The 24,382-nt window shown below is 31.7% G+C and carries 24 protein-coding genes and 1 tRNA gene; 21 read left to right on the top strand and 4 right to left on the bottom strand.

Annotated elements, in window-relative coordinates:
- Nucleotides 1-13 precede the first annotated feature (13 nt).
- The 3 genes from BQ4446_RS07125 to BQ4446_RS07115 all read left to right on the top strand — a co-directional run bounded on the left by BQ4446_RS07125 (nt 14) and on the right by BQ4446_RS07115 (nt 3,925).
- Nucleotides 14-1,228 carry an aspartate aminotransferase family protein gene (locus BQ4446_RS07125; protein WP_071027915.1) on the top strand — a complete coding sequence of 405 codons (1,215 nt, stop codon included), beginning with the start codon at nt 14-16 and terminating at the stop codon, nt 1,226-1,228.
- A gap of 139 nt (nt 1,229-1,367) precedes the next feature.
- Nucleotides 1,368-2,855, top strand: coding sequence for a Na+/H+ antiporter NhaC (nhaC, locus tag BQ4446_RS07120; RefSeq protein ID WP_071027914.1), 1,488 nt, complete (start codon nt 1,368-1,370; stop codon nt 2,853-2,855).
- The gene (locus tag BQ4446_RS07115) at nt 2,816-3,925 is read left to right on the top strand and encodes an alanine racemase (protein WP_071027912.1); all 1,110 of its coding nucleotides are present in this window, start codon (nt 2,816-2,818) and stop codon (nt 3,923-3,925) included. The genes nhaC and BQ4446_RS07115 overlap by 40 nt, the downstream gene beginning before the upstream one ends.
- 273 nt (nt 3,926-4,198) lie before the next feature.
- Here the strand turns inward: BQ4446_RS07115 and BQ4446_RS07110 are convergent, their stop codons facing one another.
- The gene (locus BQ4446_RS07110; protein ID WP_083329057.1) at nt 4,199-4,546 is read right to left on the bottom strand and encodes a transposase; all 348 of its coding nucleotides are present in this window, start codon (nt 4,544-4,546) and stop codon (nt 4,199-4,201) included.
- Nucleotides 4,547-4,647: 101 nt separating this feature from the next.
- On the opposite strand from BQ4446_RS07110, the gene BQ4446_RS08300 reads away from it, so the two are divergent.
- The 5 genes from BQ4446_RS08300 (at nt 4,648) to BQ4446_RS07080 (ending at nt 7,466) form a co-directional block, all read left to right on the top strand.
- A complete protein-coding gene (locus tag BQ4446_RS08300) occupies nt 4,648-4,791 on the top strand; it encodes a helix-turn-helix domain-containing protein (RefSeq protein WP_135100594.1) in 144 nt (47 codons plus the stop codon).
- Between the two features lie 245 nt (nt 4,792-5,036).
- Nucleotides 5,037-5,378: an integrase core domain-containing protein gene (locus BQ4446_RS07100; RefSeq protein WP_071027906.1), complete on the top strand. Its 342-nt coding sequence runs from the start codon at nt 5,037-5,039 to the stop codon at nt 5,376-5,378.
- A gap of 257 nt (nt 5,379-5,635) precedes the next feature.
- Nucleotides 5,636-5,815: a 30S ribosomal protein S21 gene (gene rpsU, locus BQ4446_RS07095; RefSeq protein WP_071027903.1), complete on the top strand. Its 180-nt coding sequence runs from the start codon at nt 5,636-5,638 to the stop codon at nt 5,813-5,815.
- A gap of 12 nt (nt 5,816-5,827) precedes the next feature.
- Nucleotides 5,828-6,271, top strand: coding sequence for a GatB/YqeY domain-containing protein (locus tag BQ4446_RS07090; RefSeq protein ID WP_071027901.1), 444 nt, complete (start codon nt 5,828-5,830; stop codon nt 6,269-6,271).
- A gap of 322 nt (nt 6,272-6,593) precedes the next feature.
- Nucleotides 6,594-7,466 carry a putative ABC transporter permease gene (locus BQ4446_RS07080; RefSeq protein ID WP_071027897.1) on the top strand — a complete coding sequence of 291 codons (873 nt, stop codon included), beginning with the start codon at nt 6,594-6,596 and terminating at the stop codon, nt 7,464-7,466.
- A 301-nt stretch (nt 7,467-7,767) separates the two neighbouring features.
- Here BQ4446_RS07080 and BQ4446_RS08675 read toward each other — a convergent pair whose 3' ends face one another.
- Nucleotides 7,768-7,905, bottom strand: coding sequence for a VOC family protein (locus BQ4446_RS08675; protein WP_245149692.1), 138 nt, complete (start codon nt 7,903-7,905; stop codon nt 7,768-7,770).
- Between the two features lie 137 nt (nt 7,906-8,042).
- On the opposite strand from BQ4446_RS08675, the gene BQ4446_RS07070 reads away from it, so the two are divergent.
- The 9 genes from BQ4446_RS07070 to BQ4446_RS07030 all read left to right on the top strand — a co-directional run bounded on the left by BQ4446_RS07070 (nt 8,043) and on the right by BQ4446_RS07030 (nt 18,371).
- Nucleotides 8,043-8,885 carry an NfeD family protein gene (locus BQ4446_RS07070; RefSeq protein ID WP_071027895.1) on the top strand — a complete coding sequence of 281 codons (843 nt, stop codon included), beginning with the start codon at nt 8,043-8,045 and terminating at the stop codon, nt 8,883-8,885.
- Nucleotides 8,886-8,899: 14 nt separating this feature from the next.
- Entirely contained in the window at nt 8,900-9,892 is a 993-nt protein-coding gene (gene floA, locus BQ4446_RS07065) for a flotillin-like protein FloA (RefSeq protein WP_071027893.1), read from the top strand.
- A complete protein-coding gene (locus BQ4446_RS07060; protein ID WP_071027890.1) occupies nt 9,892-10,476 on the top strand; it encodes a hypothetical protein in 585 nt (194 codons plus the stop codon). The genes floA and BQ4446_RS07060 overlap by 1 nt, the downstream gene beginning before the upstream one ends.
- Nucleotides 10,477-10,586: 110 nt before the next feature.
- Nucleotides 10,587-11,774, top strand: a complete 1,188-nt coding sequence (locus BQ4446_RS07055; protein ID WP_071027887.1) for a MalY/PatB family protein — start codon at nt 10,587-10,589, stop codon at nt 11,772-11,774.
- Between the two features lie 167 nt (nt 11,775-11,941).
- On the top strand, nt 11,942-15,616 hold the full coding sequence (locus BQ4446_RS07050; RefSeq protein ID WP_071027884.1) for a phosphoribosylformylglycinamidine synthase: 3,675 nt from the start codon (nt 11,942-11,944) through the stop codon (nt 15,614-15,616).
- A gap of 143 nt (nt 15,617-15,759) precedes the next feature.
- Complete coding sequence (locus BQ4446_RS07045) at nt 15,760-16,677, top strand: CPBP family intramembrane glutamic endopeptidase (protein WP_071027881.1); 918 nt, start codon at nt 15,760-15,762, stop codon at nt 16,675-16,677.
- A 14-nt stretch (nt 16,678-16,691) separates the two neighbouring features.
- On the top strand, nt 16,692-17,423 hold the full coding sequence (locus BQ4446_RS07040) for an SIR2 family NAD-dependent protein deacylase (protein ID WP_071027879.1): 732 nt from the start codon (nt 16,692-16,694) through the stop codon (nt 17,421-17,423).
- Nucleotides 17,413-18,126, top strand: coding sequence for a class I SAM-dependent DNA methyltransferase (locus BQ4446_RS07035; RefSeq protein WP_071027877.1), 714 nt, complete (start codon nt 17,413-17,415; stop codon nt 18,124-18,126). Before BQ4446_RS07040 ends, BQ4446_RS07035 begins: the two co-directional genes overlap by 11 nt.
- A 171-nt stretch (nt 18,127-18,297) precedes the next feature.
- A tRNA-Cys gene (locus BQ4446_RS07030) sits at nt 18,298-18,371 on the top strand.
- 123 nt (nt 18,372-18,494) lie between these two features.
- Here the strand turns inward: BQ4446_RS07030 and BQ4446_RS08875 are convergent.
- Nucleotides 18,495-18,659: a hypothetical protein gene (locus tag BQ4446_RS08875; protein WP_470381994.1), complete on the bottom strand. Its 165-nt coding sequence runs from the start codon at nt 18,657-18,659 to the stop codon at nt 18,495-18,497.
- Nucleotides 18,660-18,709: 50 nt separating this feature from the next.
- Nucleotides 18,710-19,021 (bottom strand): Fic family protein, encoded by a 312-nt coding sequence (locus BQ4446_RS08870; RefSeq protein ID WP_470381993.1) that lies wholly within the window; start codon nt 19,019-19,021, stop codon nt 18,710-18,712.
- Between the two features lie 350 nt (nt 19,022-19,371).
- Between BQ4446_RS08870 and BQ4446_RS08170 the strand changes: the two genes are divergently transcribed.
- The 4 genes from BQ4446_RS08170 to rpmA all read left to right on the top strand — a co-directional run bounded on the left by BQ4446_RS08170 (nt 19,372) and on the right by rpmA (nt 24,311).
- Nucleotides 19,372-23,106, top strand: a complete 3,735-nt coding sequence (locus BQ4446_RS08170; protein ID WP_083329056.1) for an S-layer homology domain-containing protein — start codon at nt 19,372-19,374, stop codon at nt 23,104-23,106.
- 287 nt (nt 23,107-23,393) lie between these two features.
- Nucleotides 23,394-23,699 carry a 50S ribosomal protein L21 gene (rplU, locus tag BQ4446_RS07015; RefSeq protein WP_071027875.1) on the top strand — a complete coding sequence of 102 codons (306 nt, stop codon included), beginning with the start codon at nt 23,394-23,396 and terminating at the stop codon, nt 23,697-23,699.
- Entirely contained in the window at nt 23,699-24,019 is a 321-nt protein-coding gene (locus BQ4446_RS07010; protein WP_071027874.1) for a ribosomal-processing cysteine protease Prp, read from the top strand. The genes rplU and BQ4446_RS07010 overlap by 1 nt, the downstream gene beginning before the upstream one ends.
- Before the next feature lies 1 nt (nt 24,020).
- Nucleotides 24,021-24,311, top strand: coding sequence for a 50S ribosomal protein L27 (gene rpmA / locus BQ4446_RS07005; protein WP_071027872.1), 291 nt, complete (start codon nt 24,021-24,023; stop codon nt 24,309-24,311).
- Nucleotides 24,312-24,382: the final 71 nt, after the last annotated feature.

Below are 24,382 nucleotides of genomic sequence, written 5' to 3'. Positions count from 1 at the left end.
GAGGTACAAACCAATGAATGAAAAATTCACAAACAATGCAGATATAACTGCTGCTGGTAAAAAGTATACTATGGATACTTATGGTCAATATGAAGTTGGTATGGTAAAAGGTGAAGGATCTTATCTTTGGGATGCTGATGGAAAGAAATATATTGATTTACTACAAGGCGTTGCAGTTAATGCATTAGGCCACTGCTATCCAGATGTAGTTAAGGCTACTCAAGAACAAGCAGCTACACTTACTCAATGTGCTAACTATTTTTACATTGAACCAGGTGTAAGACTAGCAAAAATAATTATTGAAAATTCTTGCATGGACAAAGTTTTCTTCAGCAACTCAGGAGCTGAATCAAACGAAGGTGCAATGAAACTTGCTCGTAAATATCAAAAGATGAATGGTCATCCAGAAAGATATGAAGTTATTTCTTTCAAACAATCTTTTCACGGAAGAACTCTTGCTACTTTAACAGCAACAGGACAAGATAAATCTCACCTTGGATTCGATCCACTTCCAGCAGGATTTAGATATGCTATTCTAAATGATATGGACTCTGTAAAACAAGAATACAATGCTAATACAGCTGCAGTTATTATTGAACCAGTGCAAGGTGAAGGCGGAGTTATTCCATGTACGAAAGAATTCTTAGAAGAATTACGTGCTTTCTGTACAGAAAAAGACATCGTTCTTATCTTTGACGAAGTTCAAGTTGGTTGCGGAAGAACTGGTCATCTATTTGCATATCAAGGATATGGAGTTGAACCGGATGTTATGACTTTGGCAAAAGCTCTTGGTAATGGTATTCCAATTGGAGCATTCTGTGCAAGAGGTAAATTTGCAGAAGTTTTACAACCAGGTAACCACGGTACAACTTATGGTGGAAACCCAATAGCTACTGCAACAGCAGCTGCTGCTTTAACAGCTATTATCGAAAACAAACTTCCTGAAAGAGCTCTTGAAATGGGAGAATATCTACAAGGAAAATTAAACGAAATGAAGAAAAAACATCCTGTAATTAAGGAAGTTAGAGGAAGAGGTTTAATCGTTGGTGCTGTTCTTGATCTTGAAGATGCACATGTTGTAACTAATCCATGCTTTGAAAAGGGATTAATTCTTAACTGTACAGCAGGTAATGTATTAAGATTTGTTCCAGCATTAAATATTCCAAAAGAAACATTGGATGATGCACTAGCAATTCTAGAAGAAGTTCTTACTGAAATTGGTAAGTAATAAACACTAATAATTTATAAAATTTTATAATAGTCTCAGCTTGGCAATATAATTTGTCGAGCTGGACTAAAATAATCAATTCAATTTATATTGAAAATTCAAAGAAAACGATTTTTTTTAAAAAGGCGGTTTTTATATTATGGAAAATAACAAAAAACAACAAGAGATAAAAGAAGGCAGAATGCCTTATCTTTGGGAAGCATTATTATCATTAGCTATCTTAATTGGCGTATTAGCAGTAGGTATTATAGTTTATCATGTTGACCCACATGTTCCAATGTTTGTTGGTGCTTGCGCAGCAGCATTAATGGCATTAAGACTTGGATATAAGTGGGATAGAATTGAAAAAATGATGATGGACGGTATTTATAAAGCCCTTCAATCAGTAATTATTTTGATTATCATAGGTATATTAGTTGGTGTTTGGGTAGATGCAGGTGTTGTACCAGCAATGATTTATTATGGATTAAAGATTATTCACCCAAGTATCTTCTTAATCGCAGCTTTAATTATTTGTTCAATCACTTCTTTAGCAACTGGTACTTCTTGGGGTACAGTTGGTACAATGGGTATCGCTCTTATGGGTATTTCATTAGGACTTGGAATTAATCCAGCAGCTACAGCGGGTGCTTGTCTTTCAGGAGCATATTTTGGTGATAAAATGTCTCCATTATCAGATACAACAAACTTAGCACCAGCTATGGCAGGTACTGACGTTATGACTCACGTTAAGTTCATGATTTTACCAACAGTTGTTGCTTATACATTATCAATTATATTCTTCGGAGCATTAGGATTCCATTATTATCAAGGTGGTGGAGCTGACTTAAGTTCAGTTGCTGAAATTTCAAATGCTCTTAAAGATTCATTTACAATTAATCCATTCCTATTAATTCCACCAATCGTAGTTATTGTTTGTGTAGCTATGAAAATGCCAGCTATTCCTGGTATAGCAATAGGAGCTTTCGTTGGTGCAATAATGGGTGCTTTATTTGGAAATTCAAATTTAGGTACAATTCTTGACTGTGGTATGAATGGTTACGTAGCTGAAACTGGTCTTGAAGCTGTAGATAACCTACTTTCAACTGGTGGTCTAATGAACATGATGAGTTCAGTTTCTATGACTCTAATAGCTATGATGTTCGGTGGTATCATGGAAGATACAAGACAACTTCAAGTTATTGTTAATAAGTTAAAACCACTTGCTAACACACCAGCAAAACTTATTATTCTTACAGAAGTAACTTGTTTCGCATCTAATGCTACAATGCCAGAACAATACATTTCAATCGTAGTTCCTGGTCGTATGTATGCAGAAGAATATCACAACATGGGTCTACATCCAAAAACTTTATCAAATGCTCTTGAAGGTGCAGGTACAGTTTCAGGTGCAATGATTCCATGGAACACTTGTGGTGTTTATATGTCAACAACATTAAAGATGAGTGTAGGACAATACTTACCTTACCTATTCTTCAACTACACTATGCCTATAGTAGTTGCTATTATGGCACTTGTAGGTTTAACATGTGCTGATATGGAAGGTAATAGATTAAATGCTAAACAAGCAAATTCTAAGGAAGTAACATGGCCAACAAAACCAATCGATGGAACAGTTCGTATTTAACTTATCCAATAGTTGTTTGTAAATTAAATAAACTTAAAGAAAATTTGGTGGCGCTTAAAGAGCGCTGCCATATTTTTAATGTGGATATAGCAGGAGTTATTAAAGGATTTAACGGAATTCCAGAAATTGCCGAAGTTTTTTCAAAGGAATTTTATTATATTGCATCTTCAAGACTTGAACATTTGAAAGTCTTAAAAGAAAAAAATTTTTCAAATCCTTTAATGTGTATTAGAATTTCAATGCCCTATGAGCTTGAAGAACTTGTCGATATTTGTGACATTTCGTTACAGTCTGATCCCTATGTAATTAGCTTAATAAATAAAGCCGCTGAAAGGGCAGGCAAAAAGCATGATATAATTCTTATGGCTGATCTTGGAGATTTGCGTGAAGGATTTTGGGATAAAAATAGCCTTATTGATGAGGCTGAAAAAATTGAAAAAGAATATAAAAATCTTCATTTAAAGGGGATAGGTACAAACTTAGGCTGCTATGGATCAATAAAGGCGACTCCAGAAAAACTTGAAGAACTTGTTGCCATTGGAGAAAAAGTTGAGGAAAGAATAGGAAGAAAACTTGAAATAATTTCAGGTGGAGCATCCTCTTCACTTCTAACACTTTTTGAAAATAAATGGCCCAAGAGAATAAATCAGTTAAGAATTGGTGAAGGACTTTTAATGGGGCTTGAAACTTGGGATCTAAAAGAAGACTTTTTGAATGATGACTGTTTTATTTTAAAAACTCAAGTTGTGGAAGTTGAAATGAAACCATCTTTTCCGGTTGGGGAAAGGGGAGTTGATGCCTTTGGTAATGTTGTGGAATATGAAGATATAGGAATTCATAAAAGGGCTATAGTTGCAATAGGAAAACTTGATTATGGAAATGATCCATTTAGTCTCACGCCCCTAGATGAAGATATTAAAATTTTAGGAGCTTCTTCAGACCACACACTTTTAGATGTAAGTCATGCTAAAGAGGATATAAAGGTTGGAGATATAGTAGAATTTAAAATACCATATTCCAATTTAATATATCTTACAAATACTAATACGGTTAGAGTAGTAGTAGAATAGAAATATTAAGGCTCTATGTCAAATATTGGTGAGGCTCGATAAAATCGAGTCTCTCTTTTACTATAAAAATCAATAAAAACACCTAAATATAAGTTTAAACTTTAAATAAAATAAAATAAAATCTTATGTTTTAGACCATAGCAAACAAAACCCCTAGGGGTTTTCGAAAAAATTTCCCGCTTTTCTACCTGTCAATTACAACAAAGCATAATTCACTTTCGGAATCTTTCAAAATTTCTCATAGCAAAACAATATCTTTTTAAAGTCTTTATCTTAAGTGTGTGTTCCCTCAAGAGGTCCATTAGTAAATTCATAATCAAAGGAATTACAAATCTCTTCAAACCAATTAGTAAAAGTACTAGTACAAGCATTAAATTCCTTTAATACCGTCTCATTAACTCTTCTTAACCACTCATTAAAAGCCTTACTAGCTCTTGTGCTATTAGGATGAGTAAGAAAATATTCATAAAAAAGTTCTTTCGTTCTGTAAACTAGTTTCAAATCTTCACTTAAATTAAGCATTATTGATACTCTGTTAGCCTCATCAGAATTTAATTTCTTAGCAGATTTAATTAATAAACTTCTACTTCTTTTAAAATATATTCTAAGCTCCTTAGGCAAAGTTTTATGTGTTAAGACATATGTTACAGATTAAATAAAAAAAGAAAGGTACTTTTGATAAAATAAGATAAACGAAAAAAGTATTAAAAGGAGACCTCTCTATGAATATAATGACAGAAGAAATGATATTCCGTCAAAAATTATGTGGATACGCATTAAAAAATGGAGTTACAAAAGCTGCAAGAAGATATCACACTAACCGACAATTTGTGTATAGGCAGTCAAATACGAAAAAATGGATTTAAGGAACCAGAAAAAAGAGCTAAAAGTTATACTAAATACTTTGGTATGGGCGGAAAATATCCAGGAGATAAAGTTCAAGTAAACATAAAATACCTTCCGAAAGAATGTATAAAATTCCCTACGTATGGTAATAGATATTATCAAATAACAGTCATTGATGAATACAGCAGAAAAAGGATATTAAAAATAGTAAAAGAAAAAAAGTAGTTATGAAACAGGCAAATTTTTAGAAACACCTGAAACAGAAATGGGCTTTAAAATAAAGACAATACAAGTAGATAACGGATATGAATTTGTAAATGATAAAGATAAAACAAATGAAAAAAGCATATTTCAAAAAATAGCAGAAAAGCAAGGTATAGAAATAAAAAGGACTAGACCATATTCACCATGGCAAAATGGCAAAGTAGAAAGAAGCCATAGAGAAGACAGAAAGATAATATATACAAGACTATTCCTTAGAAGCGAGAAAGAATTAGAAACAAAAATAAAAGATCATGAAGAAATATACAATAATACAGCAAAATATGTATTGAATTTTAAAAGTCCAAATGAAAAAATAGAAGAATACTATCTTCAAAAGCTTTAAAAATTATAAAGAGGAAATTCATTAATGTCAAGGTACGCTTCGCCCTAAAGCCCTTAACAATCATTCGTTTCCTTTTTAATAAACAATAAATAAGCTTTTGAAAGAATTGTATAAAAGTACTATAAGTGTAACATATGTCTTGACAGTTAAGAACTAGAAGTCAAGTTATTTTAAAAATATATTGAAGTTTATGGCGTTTTATTATATAATATTTCCGATGCCACAAGGCTACTCTTTTCTACGAGAGGAGGGATATTTTGTCAGAAATTAGGGTTGGAGAAAATGAATCTTTAGACAACGCTCTTAAAAGATTTAAGAGACAATGTGCCACTAGCGGAGTTTTAAAAGAAGTTAGAAAAAGAGAACATTATGAAAAACCAAGCGTTAGAAGAAAGAAAAAATCTGAAGAGGCACGCCGTAAAAAACATAGATTCTAAAGAAGGTGTATTATGTCTATTAAAGACAAATTAATGGGAGATTTGAAAGAATCAATGAAATCCCATAATAAACTTCGTAAAGATGTAATAACTCTAGTTCGTTCGGCTATCAAACAAAAAGAAGTTGATGAGCGAGTTGAGTTAAAAGACGAAGATATTCTTGACATTATTTCAAAACAGTTAAAAGAAAAAAAATCATCAATTGAAGAATTCAAAAAAGGAAATAGAGAAGACTTAGTTAAGCAAACAGAAGATGAAATTGACATCCTTTTGGAATATTTACCTAAGCAATTATCGCAAGATGAATTAAAGGTTATAGTTGAAGAAGCTTTAAAAAAAGAAAATATTACTTCTATGAAGGATATTGGAAAATTGATGAAAACTGTTATGCCTTTAGTAAAAGGCAAAGCTGATGGCAATGCAGTTAACAAAATTGCTCGAGAACTTTTAAACTAACCTAGGAAATCCTAGGTTTTTTTATTGGAAGTTTAAAGTACTTTGGCCCATCATATGAAATATATAATTCTTGGGTAAAGACTTATTATGTACACTTTAATTATTTCTATATTAAGATTATTTTAATAATTTTTTTAGAGATTTTTTCTTTAAAAAATCTAGGCCAGGTGCTAAGATTTTAGAGTCTGGTTTTTTCTTGCAAGTAAATAATAATTTTAAATAAAAATTATATATACTATTGGCTAGGATTAATAATTTTAAAAATATAATATTTTTAAGTGTTAAATTTAATAGATTAATATTTAAGCAAGGTGATAATACTATGGTAGAAAATGTATACATATTTAATTTAATGGCCCTCTTTATAATATATTCTTTTTTGGGTTGGTGCATGGAAGTTTTTTATGCAGCCTTCAAGACGGGCAAATTTATCAATAGGGGATTTTTAAATGGACCCTTCTGCCCAGTTTACGGTTTTGGGGCAATAGGAGTTCTTCACTTTTTAAGTCCTCTTAAAAATAATTTACTTCTCCTTTTTCTCCTTTCTAGCCTTATGGCAAGTTTTATTGAATTTATGGCAGGTTTTGTTCTTGAACTTTTGTTTAAAAAGAAATGGTGGGACTATTCTAACAGAAAATTTAATCTATTTGGATATATTTGCCTTGAATTTTCTCTGATTTGGGGAGGTATATGTATTTTTATAGTAAAAGCTTTAAATCCAATTGTCTTAAAACTTTTAGGGAGTTTGGAATTAAGATTTTTAATTGTTCTTATAATTATTCTTTATATATACCTATTCATTGACTTAATCGCAACAGCACGATCTGTTTTGAAACTTAACAAAAACCTTGATAGGGTTGACCTAATGGGAAGGAAAATTTTAAAGCTATCCAATAAAATAGGACTTTTAATTGCGGAGGACTCCTTAGACCTTTTATATAGTGTTGAAAAATTTGCAAAGGATTATGAAGAATTTGCAAAGGATTATGAAGAATTTGCAAATAATCCTGACAAGAAAGAGGCTCTTCTTAAATTAAAGGCCCTTATCCAGGAGAGAAATTCCTTTATAAGGGCAAAATATTTGGATCACAAAAGGCTTTTTAAGGCCTTTCCAAATTTAAAATCAAAAGATCACAATAAAATTATTAAAGATCTAAAGTATTTAATTGAACATGGAATTTCCTATAAGCTTTGAATTGCTTCTAAGATAATGCCGTCTGGCTCGTAAAAATAAAAGGCTTTGCTTTTACCAAATCCCCATTTGCTAGAATCAAATTACTGTGGACTAGACATGGTTTTAACATTTTTTCCAAAAGATAATCATAAAATTCATCAATGTTCGCCACTTCAAATCAGAGTTCCGAAATTGAACTTTCAAAAAGTGAGGATTTTCTTTCTGTAAGAGTATCACTTGTAAATTCAATTAGTTTAATATCTGCTGGGGCAGAATCTTTTGAATATGAAAGATAGGCAACTTTTGTCTGGATATTTTTCTTTTAAAGGAATTCATCAGATGATGGACCTTCCATTCCCACCTTTCCTTTGTAATGAAGACCTAAAATATCTCTATGAAATTCAATGGATCTTTCTAAATTCTTTACACTTAATCCGATATGGACAACTGTTTTTATCATTTTATGCTCCTTTATAATTATAGTTCATTTATATATACCCCAAAGAAATAAAAATTTGTAAATGAAAATTTACTATATTATTATAAAAAACTATTAATTTAAAGTACTTTGTAGGGTATAATAATAAGGGGGATTAAATGAAAAAATTAGTTTTATACACACTTTTTGCATTTTTTATATTAAGCTTTACAGGAATTTGGGCAAAAGAAATTACAACCCAAGGGGATTTTTCCAGTCTTCCTAATAAGAAAATTGTAAGAGAAGTTCCCCTTAAAGATTTAGGGGATAAAATGACTTTTTTGGATTCCTCAAAATTTAAAAGTCAGGAGTCAAAAATCTTTAAGCTTATAACTAATAAAAATTTTCTTAGAGCGGCTTTAATTATAGGAATTTGTGCCGCAGTTGCAGAGCTATTTATGCCATCTTTTGGCATCTTAGGCATAATTTCTTTAATTGCATTTATCCTATATTTTTTAGGAAACTTTGTAGCGGGAAATAGTATTTTGCTTCCTTTGATTTTCTTTATCCTAGGAGTATTCTTAGTTATTTTTGAAATTTTTGTGCCAGGATTTGGACTGCCAGGCATTGCAGGAACAATGTTTTTAATTTTGGGAATTATAAATGCAGGGACAGATTTATTCTTTTCTCTTATTTCACTTGTTATAGCAACTGGTATTGCTGGATTTATAGCAATTGTACTATTAAAGTTGGGGTATGATATGAAATTTTTTGATAAATTAAGACTTAATAAAAGATCTGATGGCAGCGAGGGGTATTTAAGTGTAGATAATCCTGAGCTTAAAATTGGAGATGAGTTAATTACTGTAACAGCCTTAAGACCTTCAGGCTTTGCAAAAACTTCGGACTCATCAATGCAAAAAATTGAAGTTATTTCACAGGGACAATTTGTAGAAAGGGATAAAAAAGTTCATGTGACAAAAATTGAAGGATTTAAAATATTTGTAGAAGAAGTAAAATAAGGAAAGGAGTTTTTATGGATAGTTTATTTGTAGCTGGACCTTTAGTGATCCTAGTATTAATAATTATTGGAGCTAGTATATTTTTATCATTTTTCCCAATAGGTTTATGGGTAACAGCCTTTTTCTCAGGGGTTAAAATTAAATTTACAGATCTTATTGGTATGAAATTAAGACGTGTTAGGCCATCAAGAATTGTAAATCCCGCAATTAAGGCAACAAAAGCAGGACTTGATCTTGACATTTCAGGCCTTGAAGCCCATTATCTTGCAGGAGGAAATGTAAATACTTTAGTAGATGCTTTAATTGCAGCTCAAAGGGCAAATATTCCACTTCATTTTGAAAGGGCAGCAGCCATTGATTTGGCAGGAAGAAATGTTTTAGAAGCTGTTCAAGTTTCGGTTAATCCAAAGGTAATTGAAACGCCAAATATTTCTGCAGTTGCCCAAGATGGTATTGAAGTTATTGTTAAGGCTAAGGTTACAGTTAGGGCCAATATTGATAGACTAGTTGGTGGTGCTGGCGAAGAAACAATAATTGCAAGAGTTGGTGAAGGTATTGTAACGACAGTTGGTTCTTCAAAATCTTATAAGTCAGTTTTGGAAAACCCAGATTCAATTTCTAAAGTAGTTTTGGAAAAAGGTCTTGATTCAGGAACGGCTTATGAAATCTTATCAATAGATATAGCGGATGTTGATGTTGCAAGAAATATTGGTGCAAGACTTCAAACAGATCAAGCAGAAGCAGACAAGAGAATTGCCGAAGCTAAAGCATCTGAAAGACGTGCCATGGCTCTTGCCCGTGAACAAGAAATGAAGGCTGAAGTTGAAGCCATGAGGGCAAAAGTTGTGGAAGCTGAATCAGAAGTTCCATTAGCTATGGCTGAAGCCTTAAAAAATGGCAACATTGGAGCAATTGATTATTATAAAATAAAAAATTTAAATTCTGATACTGATATGAGAACTTCTATTTCCAAGTCCACAGAAAAAACTAAGAAGGCTGAAAATTAATGGTTACTTTCGTAAGTACCTTTATTAGTATCCTTATCTTTATAATTTTTCAGATTTTACCCTTTGCCCTACTTATTGTGGCCTTAGCTGCTGTTAAAAGATACTTTATAAAAACTAAGGAAGAAATAAAAAAGGAAGATCGTGCCGATAAAATGGCAAGTGAAACCATAAAAGAGGCTAGAAGAGATAATAATAAACAAAAAGCCAAGGAAAATAGAGAAGAATTTTTTAATAAGGCAAAAAAAATCGAAAAAGGAAAAAGGGGAAAAAAGGATAGGACCTATAAGAAAAATATTTTTATTTCCGATAAGGAAGAAGATATATTAAAGGCCCAAAAGGACAATAAGACTTTTGACAATAAAAAATATTTAGAAAAAGTTGAAAATGAAAAAAGCGAAGTAAAAAAATATTATGCGGAATTGGAAGAAGAGGAAAAAAGAGAAAAGATCAGAAAAATGGAAGAGGAGAATAAAAATAAGATCTTTGATTTAAAGGAAACTGTAGAAGATTTTTCTGAAGATACTTTAGTTAAGGCTATTATTTATAAGGAGCTTTTGGATAGGCCTCTTTCCCTAAGAGATTAAAAAAAGAACGGTTTAAAGCCGTTCTTTTTTTAATCTTTATAACTTTAATTTAGGCTAACAAAAATATTCTCCATCAGTTATAATAATATAAAAAGACTAGGGGGCTAAAAATGAAATACGATTTTGTGACTAGGGTAGACAGAAAAAAGGACGGTTCTAATAAATGGGTTGCCATTGAAAAAAAATTAAAGGGAAGGGAAGGAATTGTTCCCTTTTCCGTTGCTGATATGGAATTTAAAACGCCACCGGAAATAAAGGATGGACTGACAGAATTTCTTGATCATATGGTACTTGGTTATACATCAGCAAATGATGATTATTATAAGGCCTTAATTTCTTGGATGGAAAGAAAACATAATTTTAAAATCGAAAGAGAATGGGTGGTCCACACTCAAGGAATTGTTGCAGGGATTTTTAATGCTATTAGGGCCTACAGTAGTAAGGGAGATGGAGTAATTATTATGAGACCAGTTTATTTTCCTTTCTCCTTTGCCATTGAAAGGCAGGAAAGAAAAATTGTAAACTGCCCATTAATAGAAAATAATGGATATTATGAAATTGACTTTAATCTTCTTGACGAGCTTGCAAAGGACCAAAATAATAAAATCTTATTATTCTGTTCACCCCATAATCCATGTGGAAGAGTTTGGACAAAAGAGGAGCTTGAAAAAATTGGTAAAATTGTTTTAGATAATAATCTATTGCTTTTGTCTGATGAAATTCATTCAGATATTATTATGCCTGGCAGCAAACATATAGTTTTTCAAACCTTATCAGATGACCTTGCGGAAAAAACTATAACATTTACATCACCATCAAAAACCTTTAATTTAGCAGGACTTGGTCTTTCAAATATTATTATTAAAAATAAAGACCTAAGAGATAAATTTAAAAAAGCTATGTTTAATGTGGGAATAAATGCAAATTCTGCTTTGGGTTATAAGGCAGGAGAACTTGCCTATAATTATTGTGAAGGTTGGCTGGATGAGGCAATTTCTGTAATTTATGAAAATGAAAAATTTCTAATGAATTTTTTTGAAAAAAATTATTCTAAAATCAAGGCTCCACTAAGTGAGGGAACTTATCTTAGCTGGATTGATTTTAGGGATCTTGGCTTAGATGATACGGACCTAGAAAAATTTTTAGAAGATAAGGCAGGAATTTTTTCAAATATGGGCTATATTTTTGGAGATGAAGGAAAGGGATTTGTAAGACTTAACCTTGCATGTCCCAAAGATGTTTTGGCAGAAGCTTTAGGAAGACTTGATGCTGCCCTTAAGGAAATTAATTATAAATAAAGTTTTTAGGGACAATTCTTTTGGGAATATGTCCCTAAAATTTAAATTTAAAAAATAAAATCTCCTCAAATTTTAATGACAAGTATCTTATGTTATAATATTAATTAAAGAAAGAGCAGATTTTATTAGTATGGTTTAGCCTATAAATCTATTTTTTAGGAGGAAGTATGACTAAAAATAATCCAATTAGAGTTTATGTCAGAAAAAAGGAAGAATTTGATTTTTTGTCAAGGGATTTAAAAAAAGAAATTGAAAATGCCCTTAGTATTAAATTGAGAAAGCTCGTAGTCTATAGATGCTATGATTTAGATATTGATGAAGAAACTTTCTCTTCAATCCTTTATACAGTTTTAGCTGAAAAGCCCGTTGACGAAGTTTATGTTGAAAATGAAAGCAAACCGTCAAATGACTTGGTTTTAGAAAATCCCATTCGTGTAGTTTATCTTGAAGGTCAATTTGATCAAAGGGAGGAAAGTCTTCTTGATACTATTAAATTATTTACAGACAAAAAAGTCAGGGCAAAAGTTTCTCTTGTCTATGATATTGGGGAAGTTCAATCTCCTAAGGACAGGGAGGAAATTGAAAAGTATTTAATTAATCCTGTGGACTCAAGGGTTACAGAACTATATGAAAATTTCTTCAAGGAAGAGAAAGATACAAATAATTTAGAAAATATTACTTTTGACGGTTTTATTTCCTATGACGATAGACAATTAGAAAAATTTTTAAATGATAAGAGCCTTGCAATGAATCTTGATGATTTAAAAGTTTTTCAGGCTTATTTTAAATCTATAAATCGTGATCCCAATGAAACAGAGCTTGCAATTATTGACACCTATTGGTCTGACCACTGTAGGCACACAACTTTTAATACTGAACTTACAAGTCATTTTGATCTTAAGACTAAACTTGATGAGGAAATTAAAAAGGCCTTTGATGAATATCTTCAAATGAGAAGGGACTTAAAGAGAGAAAAACCAGTAACCTTAATGGATATGGGGACAATCCTTGCTAGGCATTTAAGGGCAAAGGGCATGTTAGATGATCAAGAAATTTCTGATGAAATTAATGCCTGCTCTATAAAAATAAAGGTTAAAGTAGAAGTGGATGGAAAAATAGAAGAAAGGCCCTATCTTTTAATGTTTAAAAACGAAACTCATAACCATCCAACAGAAATAGAACCAGTGGGCGGAGCTTCAACATGCCTTGGAGGTGCAATTCGTGACCCCCTAAGCGGAAGGTCTTTTGTTTATCAAGCCATGAGAATTAGTGGAGCAGCTAATCCCTTCACGCCAGTTTCTGAAACTTTAAAAGGAAAACTTCCTCAAAAACAAATTACAAGGCAGGCTGCCAAAGGCTATTCATCTTATGGTAATCAAATTGGTCTTGCAACTGGATATGTTGATGAAATATATCATCCATCTTATGTAGCAAAAAGGCTTGAAGCAGGAGCCGTTATAGCGGCAGCCCCTGAAGAAAATGTTAAAAGATTAAAGCCGCAAAAGGGCGACATGGTAATTTTACTAGGTGGAAGAACAGGCCGTGATGGTATTGGTGGAGCAACAGGTTCATCAAAATCTCACAAGGAAACATCAATTAAAACTCAATCTGCTCAAGTTCAAAAGGGAAATGCACCAGAAGAGAGAAAAATACAAAGACTTTTTAGGATTCCTGAACTTGCAAAGTTGATAAAAAAATGTAATGACTTTGGTGCTGGAGGAGTTTCCATTGCCATTGGTGAACTTTCTGATTCTATTGAAATTTTCCTTGACAGAGTACCTTTAAAATATAATGGTTTAAAGCCAAAGGAAATAGCAATTTCAGAATCTCAAGAGAGAATGGCTGTTGTCATTGGTCCACAAGACTATGATAAATTTATGGAATATGCTCACAGTGAAAATCTTGAAGCAACTCATGTTGCCACAGTTACTGACACAAATAATATGCTTATAAAATATAAGGACAAGATTATTGCTGATCTTTCCTATGATTTTATAAATTCAACGGGAGCAAAGAGGAAGCAAGAAGTTTTTGTAAGTTCAGAAGATTTGCCAAAGATATTAAACAATCAAGATAAGGATCCAAAAAATTTAAGAAAATATCTATCAGATTTAAACATTGCATCTAAAAAGAATTTAATAGAAATTTTTGATCCATCTGTTGGAAGAAGCACTGTTTTAGCCCCACTAGGTGGAAACAAACAAACGGTTCCGGTTCAGACTATGGCCGCAAAAATTCCATCCTTTGATGGTAATGTAAAAACTGCATCTCTAATGTCCTATGGATTTAATCCTTATCTGTCAGAAGAATCACAGTTTTTAGGAGGCTATTATGCCGTTATTGAATCAATATGTAAAATTATTGCATCAGGAGGAAGCCCTGAAAAAATCAGACTTTCCTTCCAAGAATATTTTGAAAAATTAAAGGATAAAAAAGCATGGTCAAAGCCTTTAAAAGCCCTTTTAGGTGCCTTTGAAGCCTCAAAAGCTTTTGACGCTCCCCCAATTGGAGGAAAGGATTCAATGTCTGGAACTTTTGAAAACATAGATGTTCCGCCAACCTTAATTTCTTTTGCTGTAACAACAGCAGATGTCCAAAATATAATTTCACCTGACTTTAAGGGAAGGGGAAGAATAGGCTTAATTGAAATCTCCTATGACGATGTAGGAAAAATTGACCTGCAAATCTTAAAGGAAAACTTAAAGAAAATTCATAAGGATATTTTAGATGGAAATATAATTTCTGCAACTGCTATAACGAACAAGGGCACACTTAGTCATATTTTTGAAAATGCCCTTTATCAAACTGGATTTGATATAAAATTAGATGATTTATATTCACCAAAATACGGATCATTTATTGTTGAATTTTTAGATAACAGAGATTTTATCAGAGAAATAGGAAAATTTGCAGAAGCTATGACAGTAAATGGATATAAACTTGATAAAGAAGACTTGGAAAGGGCCTATATTCATAAATTTGATGAAATTTTCTCACCAAAAGATTCTAAACTTTTAGAAAATTTTGAAAATAAAAAAGCAGGTGACAGGAGAAAGAAATCTACAAAGCTCGTAGAAAAAGTTAAGGTTGTAATACCAGCTTTCCCTGGCACAAATAGTGAATGGGATACAAAGAGAGCTTTTGAAGATGAAGGGGCTGAGGCTGAAATTATTCTCTTTAAAAATAGGACAAATGAAGATATAGAAAATTCACTTGAAGAATTATCTAGAGCCCTTAAAGATGCACAAATTTTGGCAATTCCTGGCGGATTTTCTATGGGTGATGAGCCAGATGGATCTGGGAAATTTATTGCTAGTGTAATAAAATCGCCGAAGGTTAAATGTGCCATTGAATTTATGCTTGAAGAAAATGACGGTCTTATACTCGGAATTTGTAACGGATTTCAAGCTCTTATAAAAACTGGCCTTCTTCCCTACGGTAAAATAAAAAATTTGGAAAGTGAAGACCCAACTCTAACCTTTAATTCCTGTCAAAGGCACATTGCAACAATAGAAAAGGTTAGGATGATGACTAAAAATTCTCCATGGCTAACATATTTAGATGAAGAATCATATATGCTACCCATATCTCACGGGGAAGGAAGATTTGTTGGAAATAAGGAAGTTTTAGATGAACTTTTGGAAAATGAACAAGTTGTTGGAGTTTATGAAAATTGTCCAAACGGCTCTTCTTTAAATATTGAATCAATAATTTCTAAAGACGGAAAAATTTTTGGTAAGATGGGTCATAGTGAAAGAGTTGACGACGGCTTATTTAAAAATGTTCCTGATATGAAAAAACAAAATATTTTTAGAGCTGGTGTTGAATATTTTAGAAAATAAAAAAGTAGTGCCTGGTCAAAGTAAAATAAATATAAAATTAAAAGGGGGCGTCTCTTGCAGTCTGTCCCCAATAATAAATAAAAAAAGTTAAGGGAAAGTCTCTCAAAAATAATAAGACTAAGCAAAAAGTAAAGGTAAGTCAAATGAAAAAATATAAAAAAAGATACCTAAATGTACTGTCGGTAAATAGCTTAATATTAATTCTTGCCATAGTATTTTTAACTATAGGCTTTGATATACAAAAAAAATATGACTTTATGGGTCAGCTGATAACAGAAGTTTTTATAATACTTTTGCCAGCCTTATTTATATCCAAGACGGGAAATATTAGAAAAGTTTTAAGGGTTCATAAAATCTCCTTTAAAAATATTTTTCTTACAGTTTTAATAGTTATTCTGGCTTATCCCATAATTTTACTATTAAATGGAATATTTATGTCTCTAATCTCATCCTTTATGGATTTTACAAATTCATCAAGAGATTTAATTGATATGGATCCCAATATCTATAATTATATAATATTTTTTTGCATAGTCCCAGCCATTTGTGAAGAAGTCCTTTTCAGGGCAACAGTAATAAATGCTTATGACATCTATGGGACAAAATTTGCCATAGGCATGAGTGCTCTTGTCTTTGCCCTTTTTCATTTTGACATTCAAAATTTTGTGGCTCCCCTACTTTTAGGGATTTTGTTTGGAAATATTTTAAAGCTGACAGATTCGCTCTATGCAGCCATTATTGCCCATTTTACCAATAATATTATAGCTGTAATCTTTTCTAGGTATATTAATGAAAGATTTTCAAAAATGCTTTGGCAGACAGAAATGGCAAGACAAATAGGTTCTCTTCAGCTTTTTATAGTTATTATTTTAATTGTCCTTTCCATACTTTGTAGCATAATCTTAAGATTATTATTTAAGCATCTTAAAAAGGAACAGATAAGGGAAGAGAGAAATATTACGGCCTATAGGGAAGTGGAAGGCATTGACATTTTTAATTTTGTGCCAATTCTTGCCCTTGTAATTTTGTATATAATTTATTATTCAATAGTTTTTAAGTGAAATTGGAGGATTTTATGGAAAAAATTAAAGAAGCAGCAAATTTAATAAAAAATTCATCAAAGGTTATGGCCTTAACTGGAGCTGGCATTTCAACAGATTCTGAAATTCCTGACTTTAGAGGAAAAAATGGATATTATAAGGATATGGATCCGGTAAATTCTCTTTCCAAAAACAGACTGGAAAATGAGCCAGAAATATTTTATAGGGAAGGCTATAAAATTCTTTTGGATTTAAATGATAAAAAGGCAAATGATGGCCATATTGCCCTTGCAAAAATGGAAAAAGATGGATATATAAAAGGAGTTATAACTCAAAATATTGACAACCTTCATTTCAAGGCAGGTTCAAAGAATATTTACGAAGTTCATGGAGAAACAAGAGGTATTCACTGCACAAAATGTCAAAAATCCTATTCTTTTAAAGTTATGGAAGAAAAAGTTTCAAAAGGAGAAATACCACCAAAATGCAACTGTGGAGGAACTTTAAGGCCAAATGTAGTTATGTTTGGTGATATGATGCCTAGAGATTTTGAACTTGCTATGATTGAAATGGAAAGTACAGAAACTTTAATAGTTGTTGGAACATCACTTACAGTTTCACCAGTAAATATGTTGCCCCGCTATGCCAAGCATTTGATTATAATAAATGAAACGCCAACCCCCTATGATTCTTATACAGATTTTGTCTTTCATGAAAACTCATCAAAAGTTTTAGGGGAAATTTATAAAGAATTAAATGATCTATAAAAAATTTGCAGGTCTTTACGATCTATTAATGTATGATTTCCCCTACGAAAAGGCAGGGGATTTTATCTTTCAAATTTTGGGAGAAGGAAAAATAGAAGTTCTTGATATGGCATGCGGAACAGGAACTTTTACAAAAATTTTAGGGGAAAAATATGTGATGACAGGCTTTGATTTGTCAGAAGAAATGCTAGCCCTTGCACAAAATAAAAATCCAAGAAATAGATTTTTTAAGCAGGACCTTAAAAATTTTAAAGCTCCGGGGACTTATGATGCAGCAATTTGCATGTGCGATTCTATAAATTATCTTTTAAAAGAAGAAGAAGTAAAATCATCTTTTAAATCAGTTTATGGATGCTTAAAAAAGGGCGGATGCTTTATATTTGATGCCAACACCAAGGAAAAATTTCAAAAAATGGAAAATACCTATGTAGATGAGAGAGAAAATTCCTTTTATATTTGGGAAAATTATTATGATAAAGAAAAAACAATAAATTCCTATGTAGTGAATTTTTTTGTAGAAAAAGACAATGGTCTATATGAAAGATTTACAGAAGAACATTTTGAAAGAGCTTATGAAGGGGATTTTTTTATAAAAACTTTAGAAGAATTTGGATTTGAAGACATAAAAATATATAAGGCTTACGAATTTAGTGAAAATTTAGAAGGAGCAGACAGATTATTATTTGTAGCAAAAAAATTATAAAGAATTGCAGAGCAGTAGCTTGGGACAAGATCCAAGGAAAGACTGCTCTTTTTAAAATATTTATAAATGAAGTGGATGCATTAATAATAAAAAATCATAAACTAAAAATCACAAAAAATTTATAAAAAACTTGAAATTAATTTACTTAGATGTTATACTTAAAAAAGCTACGGCGACATAGCCAAGTGGTAAGGCACGGGTCTGCAACACCCTTACCGCCGGTTCAAATCCGGCTGTCGCCTCCATATAAACCACAAGATTTATTCTTGCGGTTTTTTATTTTTTGAAGCACTAATTTTAAGGTCCAAGCTCATACAAAGGATTCGTGTTTAGGAGTTTAATTTATAGTTATTAAAAGATAAACAATATTATTTTTTCCTATCTATTTCATAAATATCAAAATCATACAAGCTTTCATAGTCATGTGAATTTTGGATACCCATCATGTAAACTTCTCTATTATTAATATCCTTAGTTAATGCTGATATCAATAGGTGATTTAATTCTAGTGTATTTATTGGAGAGTGTTCCATAACACTTAAGTATTTAAATTTATCAATTCTTGACCAATCAATACAAAGTTTTAAGTTTTTTTAAGTATTAAGTCAAGCCATATTCTCGTAGCCCTACCACTATCTTCTCTAAAAGGGTGAGCAACATTCATTTCTGTGTATTTTTCTATAATTCCTTCAAATGTATTTTCAGGCATCTTTTTAATTATTCTTAAATTATCATTTAAAAATAAAAGTGAGGCGAATCTGAAATTACCCTTATATAAATTTACTTTTCTTATTTTACCGGCAAAATCAATTATATTTTGGAACAAATATTTATGAATAACTTGTAGCCCTTTTATTGTACCAACTTCAATATCATCTATTATTTTTTGTCCCATAATTCTATAGATCTTTTTTTAGATGAAAATTCTTCATTTCCTATAATTAACCTCTTTAAAAACATATTAAAAAACGATATACATTAGCATCTTTCAAAGGATTTAGCTTTTCTGATTTCTTTATTTCTATATTGGTAATAACATATTTTAGAAGGAAAGTGACAATAAGAACTGCATATTAAAGAATATATAAAAATTATTAAGAAATGTTAAGTTCGTGCTAAGTATAGCTAATCGTATTTGTAATTAATGTACTTAAAAATTGTAAAAATATTTTTCTAATGATATGATTAAACATATAATGCTTTTTTAATTAAGTTATATAAAATATATTAAAATGGAGGTAAAAAATGAAAGAAAAAATTTCGAAAATTGTATTTCTATTTTCTGCTGTCTTTTTAATTGGTTTTATGCAAATAGAAAATGTAAATGCAACAACTTATTCACCAAGTACATTGGATGAATTTAGGACACTAGTTAAAAATTCACAAGACGGAGATGAGATAGATCTTGTGAAACTAAGTAATGGAGAGAGCTTTGATTCAGTGGGAGGGGGTAGTACCGACTTAGCCTCAATAGGAGAAATTAATGTAAATAAAAATATTACAATATTTTCTTCTGAACCTGAAAAAGCAGTACGATATTTAGACTTTAGCTGGTATAGAGCTGTTTTTTTAAAAAATGTTAGTTTTAATGTAAGTGAAGGAAATACTCTTACATTAAAGGGATATTTATATTTAAGAGGAACAGATGATGCTCCAGTCTTTCACGGTGATGGTAATTTAATCTTAACTGAAAGGGCTCATATAATTGGGAGAAATGGGCATCCTGCTATTGAGCTTAAAGAAGGCAAGGTAGAAGTTAATAATTTAATGTCCTTTGATAATTCTTCTAAGTATGGGAGAGATTCTGAAAAATTTAAAAGTGAAATAATCGGAGGGGATTCAAGCTCTTCTAACGGAGCAAGTGCCATAGTTGCAAAAATTATTGAAATCAAACAACAAAATCTCAAATTTAAAGATTATCCAAATTATGTTTCCCAAGGTCTTTGTATAAGAGGTGGACATTGTCTTGCAGAGAATGGACAAGGCGGATTTGCTATAGATGGTGAAGAGATCACAATAGACCTGTCTGGCGAAATGAACGAGTATGCAACAGATTCAATAATAGTGGGAGGTTCTGGTCCGTATGGTGCAGGAGCTATTAAGGGAAAAAATATAGATATAGAATGTGCCGGCAATGGCAAGATAGTACCTGGCAATGGAATAGATACAGATACAGAAAATGTAAGAAATAACTTTTACTATGGAGTAATAGAAGTTGAAGAAGGTGGAACCTTAAACTTTGGAACAAACGAAGTTCATACGAATAATAATGGGCCTAATCGTGAAGAAAGCATGAACTATGTTGTTGGTGGAGATAATAGAACTATATTCTTTAACGAAAATGAAGATTGTTCGACTTATTTTAAAGATAAAAAATGGAATAATTTTTACCCGCCAGTTATATTGGCAAAAGGTGATGCAAAAGTAAATGTATACAGGGGCCACCTTCAAGATAAGGGACCTAATGCAAACGGACCGGAAATATTAGGTAAAAGTGTATTTATGTATAATCTTCCTATATCACCAGTTATAGAGATGGATAAGGGAACTTTAAACATAGGCAAAGAAAATGGGCAGACAGACAATATATATATTTCAGCATCAAGTCACGTATTTAATACATCTGAATCGCTCATTAAGTCAAATGCTGATGTAAATGTATATGGTGAAAACACAGTTATTGAAGGACTGACATTCACATCAATGACTATAAGTGAAGAAAAGCAAGTTGGATATGCGAAAAATCCGATAGCACCTAAGGTTGGAGCATCGGGAATTAAAACTAGCGGTAAAGTATTTGTAAATGCAGCTAATATATGTGGTGGTACAATATCTAACATATTGGCTGAAAATGGAAGCAAAAAAGATGAATATCGTTTTGGCTCTGGAATTGTAGGAGCAAGTGATGTGACACTTGTAAACGGAGCAGTAGTACAAGGCTATGGACCTATAAAATATTTAAGAAATAAAGAATTATATAATTATTCAAGAATTTCTGACAATAATGTTTCAGCAGGATATGGGCTTGAAAATATTGGAAATGTATACATTGAAGACTCAGAGGTTCATGGTGGGGATATACAAACTGTGAAGGGAACTTGTACTTCTTCTATTCCTGGGTTTTGTGAAGGAAATGGCAAAGCGGGGGATGGAATTAGAAGAGTTAAGTATGTAGAGGTTAAGGGAGATTCATTAATTACAGGTGGATCGTCAGTAAATAACTATTCAAATAATCGTACCATATTTGTAGATAGACTCCAAGCTGGCAGTGGAATAAATGAAGCTCAAAATGTCAATGTTAAGGGAAATGTGCAAGTATATGGAGGTGGAAGCTCCACAAGTGCAGGCCATGGAATAGCCAATTCAGAAAATATTACATTAGAAGGAGATGAAGCTACAAATAAAGAACCCATAGTATATGGTGGGGCGTGTAGACAGACAAAGGATACTGGAAAGGAAATTTCAGGCTCTGGAATTTATATGGCAAAAAATGCAAATATAAAAGCCGGAAAAATTGAAGCTGGAAATATGGTTTATCAGATGTATTTAAATAATTATAAGGATAAAGTCCACAGTAGAACAAGAACAGGTGGATTTAATGGAACATCAGATAAGGCATATGCCATTTCAGGAACTGGTAAAATATTAATAGACGGAGATAAGAATTTTACTCCAGAAATAAAATCTTATAATAGCATATCGCAAGTTGGGTGGATTGGAACTAAAACACCAATTGCTAGTGTTGGACTTTTAGATAGTGGTGCACTTTATGTTGGCAAGGCAAAAATTTATTCTGGTGGAGATGAAAATTATAGGGATAAAAACATACTTGTAAGTGGTGGCAAATACCATGTAGATATTTTTAAGGACAACATAATCAATTCTTTTGAAGAGATAAAAGATAATAGAAGGTCACAGGGAATTAAATACAAGGCAAAAAATTCTGTAAGTCTTTTTAGAATATTAAATAACGATAAAACTGATTATGAGAATGAAGAGATAAAAAAATCTGCTGCATATGATGATATCTTTCTAAATGATTTTAAAATCAATCTTTACAAGGAAAAAAATAGTTTAAATTCAGTATTAACAAAAAAAGCAGCTATTAGAAAAGAAATGGGTCAAGGTCTTAAAACTATGGGGATTGAAAAAATAGAAGATTTAGAAAAAATGATTGATGACAATATAATTTTAGATAAAACCGAACCAACCCCAAAACCAGAACCAACCCCAACTCCAGAACCAACCCCAAAACCAGAACCAGAAGAGATAATAGTATTTAAGCCTCATGACGACACACCAACCTATAAAGTAGAGGCAAAGAAAATAGAAGAGTTAGAAAATCACATAAAATACATCTTCGGCTATCCAGAAGGAACATTTAAACCAGAGGGAAAAATAAAAAGAGCAGAAGTAATGGCGATAATAGCAAGAGGAGAAGGATATAAACTTTCAGATGAAAGCAAACCAAACTACCAAGACGCAAAAGACAAATCCTGGTATAATAAATATATAAACGCCTGTACAAAAGCAGGAATCCTAAAAGAAAAAGAAGGAGAAAAATTAAGAGCAGAAGAAGCCATAACAAGAGCAGAATTAGCGGACCTAATTTCAAGAATTACAAACGGAAACGACAAAAAATCAGACCTAACAGACATAAAAGGACACTGGGCAGAAGAAGCCATAAACCAAGGATATGGAAACGGAATCCTAACAGGCTATCCAGACAAAAGCTTTAAACCAGATAATACCATAACAAGAGCAGAAACAATAATCATAATAAACGCCCTATACAACAGACATCCAGACAAGGATTATATAGACGCTAACCAAGAACAAATGACAAAATATATAGACCTAAACAAGAGCCACTGGGCATATTATGAAATAGTGGAAGCATCAGAAAGCCATAAATTTGTTAGAGTAGGAGAACATGAGGAAAACTGGAAGGAACTGATGAAAGATTTGACAAATAATTAGAAAAACCAAGTTTTAAAAGCGGGGCGATTATTTCGTCTCGTTTTCATTTTGAATTGCTCTTATTGTTTATAAATGGAATTTTATGATATAAAATAGATATATAAAAAAATATATATTTTTTTAAGAAAATAATTTTAAAAATATAAACTTATGAAATAATAAATATGTAAATATAAAATTTTTCTTGATAAATAGGGGGCATTATGTTAGTATAAATTAATGTAACCGCACAGAAGAGGTTTAAATATTACCTTTATGGCGAGTCTTGTAATGAGGAGGTGCTACAAATGTATGCAATAATTGAAACTGGTGGAAAACAATATAGGGTTGAAGCTAAGGATAAGATTAAGGTTGAAAAGCTTGATTTGTCTGTTGGCGATAAGGTTGTTTTCGATAAGGTTCTTGTAATTGGTGACGACAATGTTAAAGTTGGTAAGCCTTATATTGAAGGTGCTAAAGTAGAAGGAAAAGTTTTACTTCAAGCCAAGGACAAAAAAGTAATTGTCTATAAATATAAGCCTAAGAAAAATGAAAGAAAGAAAAAAGGCCATCGTCAACCTTTTACTCTTGTTGAAATCGAAAGTATTAATTAATGACGAAAATTAAATTCTTTAAAGACGGTAATTTTTATTACGGTTTTGAATCTAGGGGTCATGCTTCTAGTGGTGAATTTGAAGAGATTGTATGTGCTGGTATTTCTGCCTTAACTGAAACTTTCTACTTTTCACTTCTTGATTTATGTGGCCTTGACTCTGAATTTATTTTAGATAAGCAAGATGACGGATTTTTAAAAATTGAAATTTTAAAAAATTATATAAAAGATGAAAGGGTTCAATTTTTTTTTGAGTTTTTGATTTTAGGGCTTAAAAAGATTCTTGAATCCTATCCCGATTATTTAAAGTTGGAGGTGTAAAATGATTAAATTTGATTTACAACTTTTTTCTTCTAAAAAGGGGGTTGGTTCTTCTAAGAACGGTCGTGATTCAAACGCTAAAAGACTTGGAGTTAAAAAAGGAGACGGCTCCTATGTACTTGCAGGTAACATTTTAGTTAGACAAAGAGGAACTAAAATTTTCCCTGGGGAAAATGTTGGACGTGGCAATGATGACACTCTTTTTGCAAAAGTTGATGGACGTGTTTCTTTTATTACTAAGGGAAAAGGCGGAAAGAAGTTTGTTAATGTTTGTCAAGAAGAATTAGCTTAAAAGTGAAGATGATATTATTATTTTAAGGAGGGGTTGTCAGTTGGCGACTCCTTTTTATCTGTTTACTATTT

The sequence above is a fragment of the Peptoniphilus raoultii genome (genome assembly GCF_900099555.1).
GTDB classification, from domain to species: Bacteria; Bacillota; Clostridia; order Tissierellales; family Peptoniphilaceae; genus Peptoniphilus_A; species Peptoniphilus_A raoultii.
The sequence above is the reverse complement of the archived record's forward strand: the minus strand, read 5'-3'. Positions and strand labels throughout refer to the sequence as shown.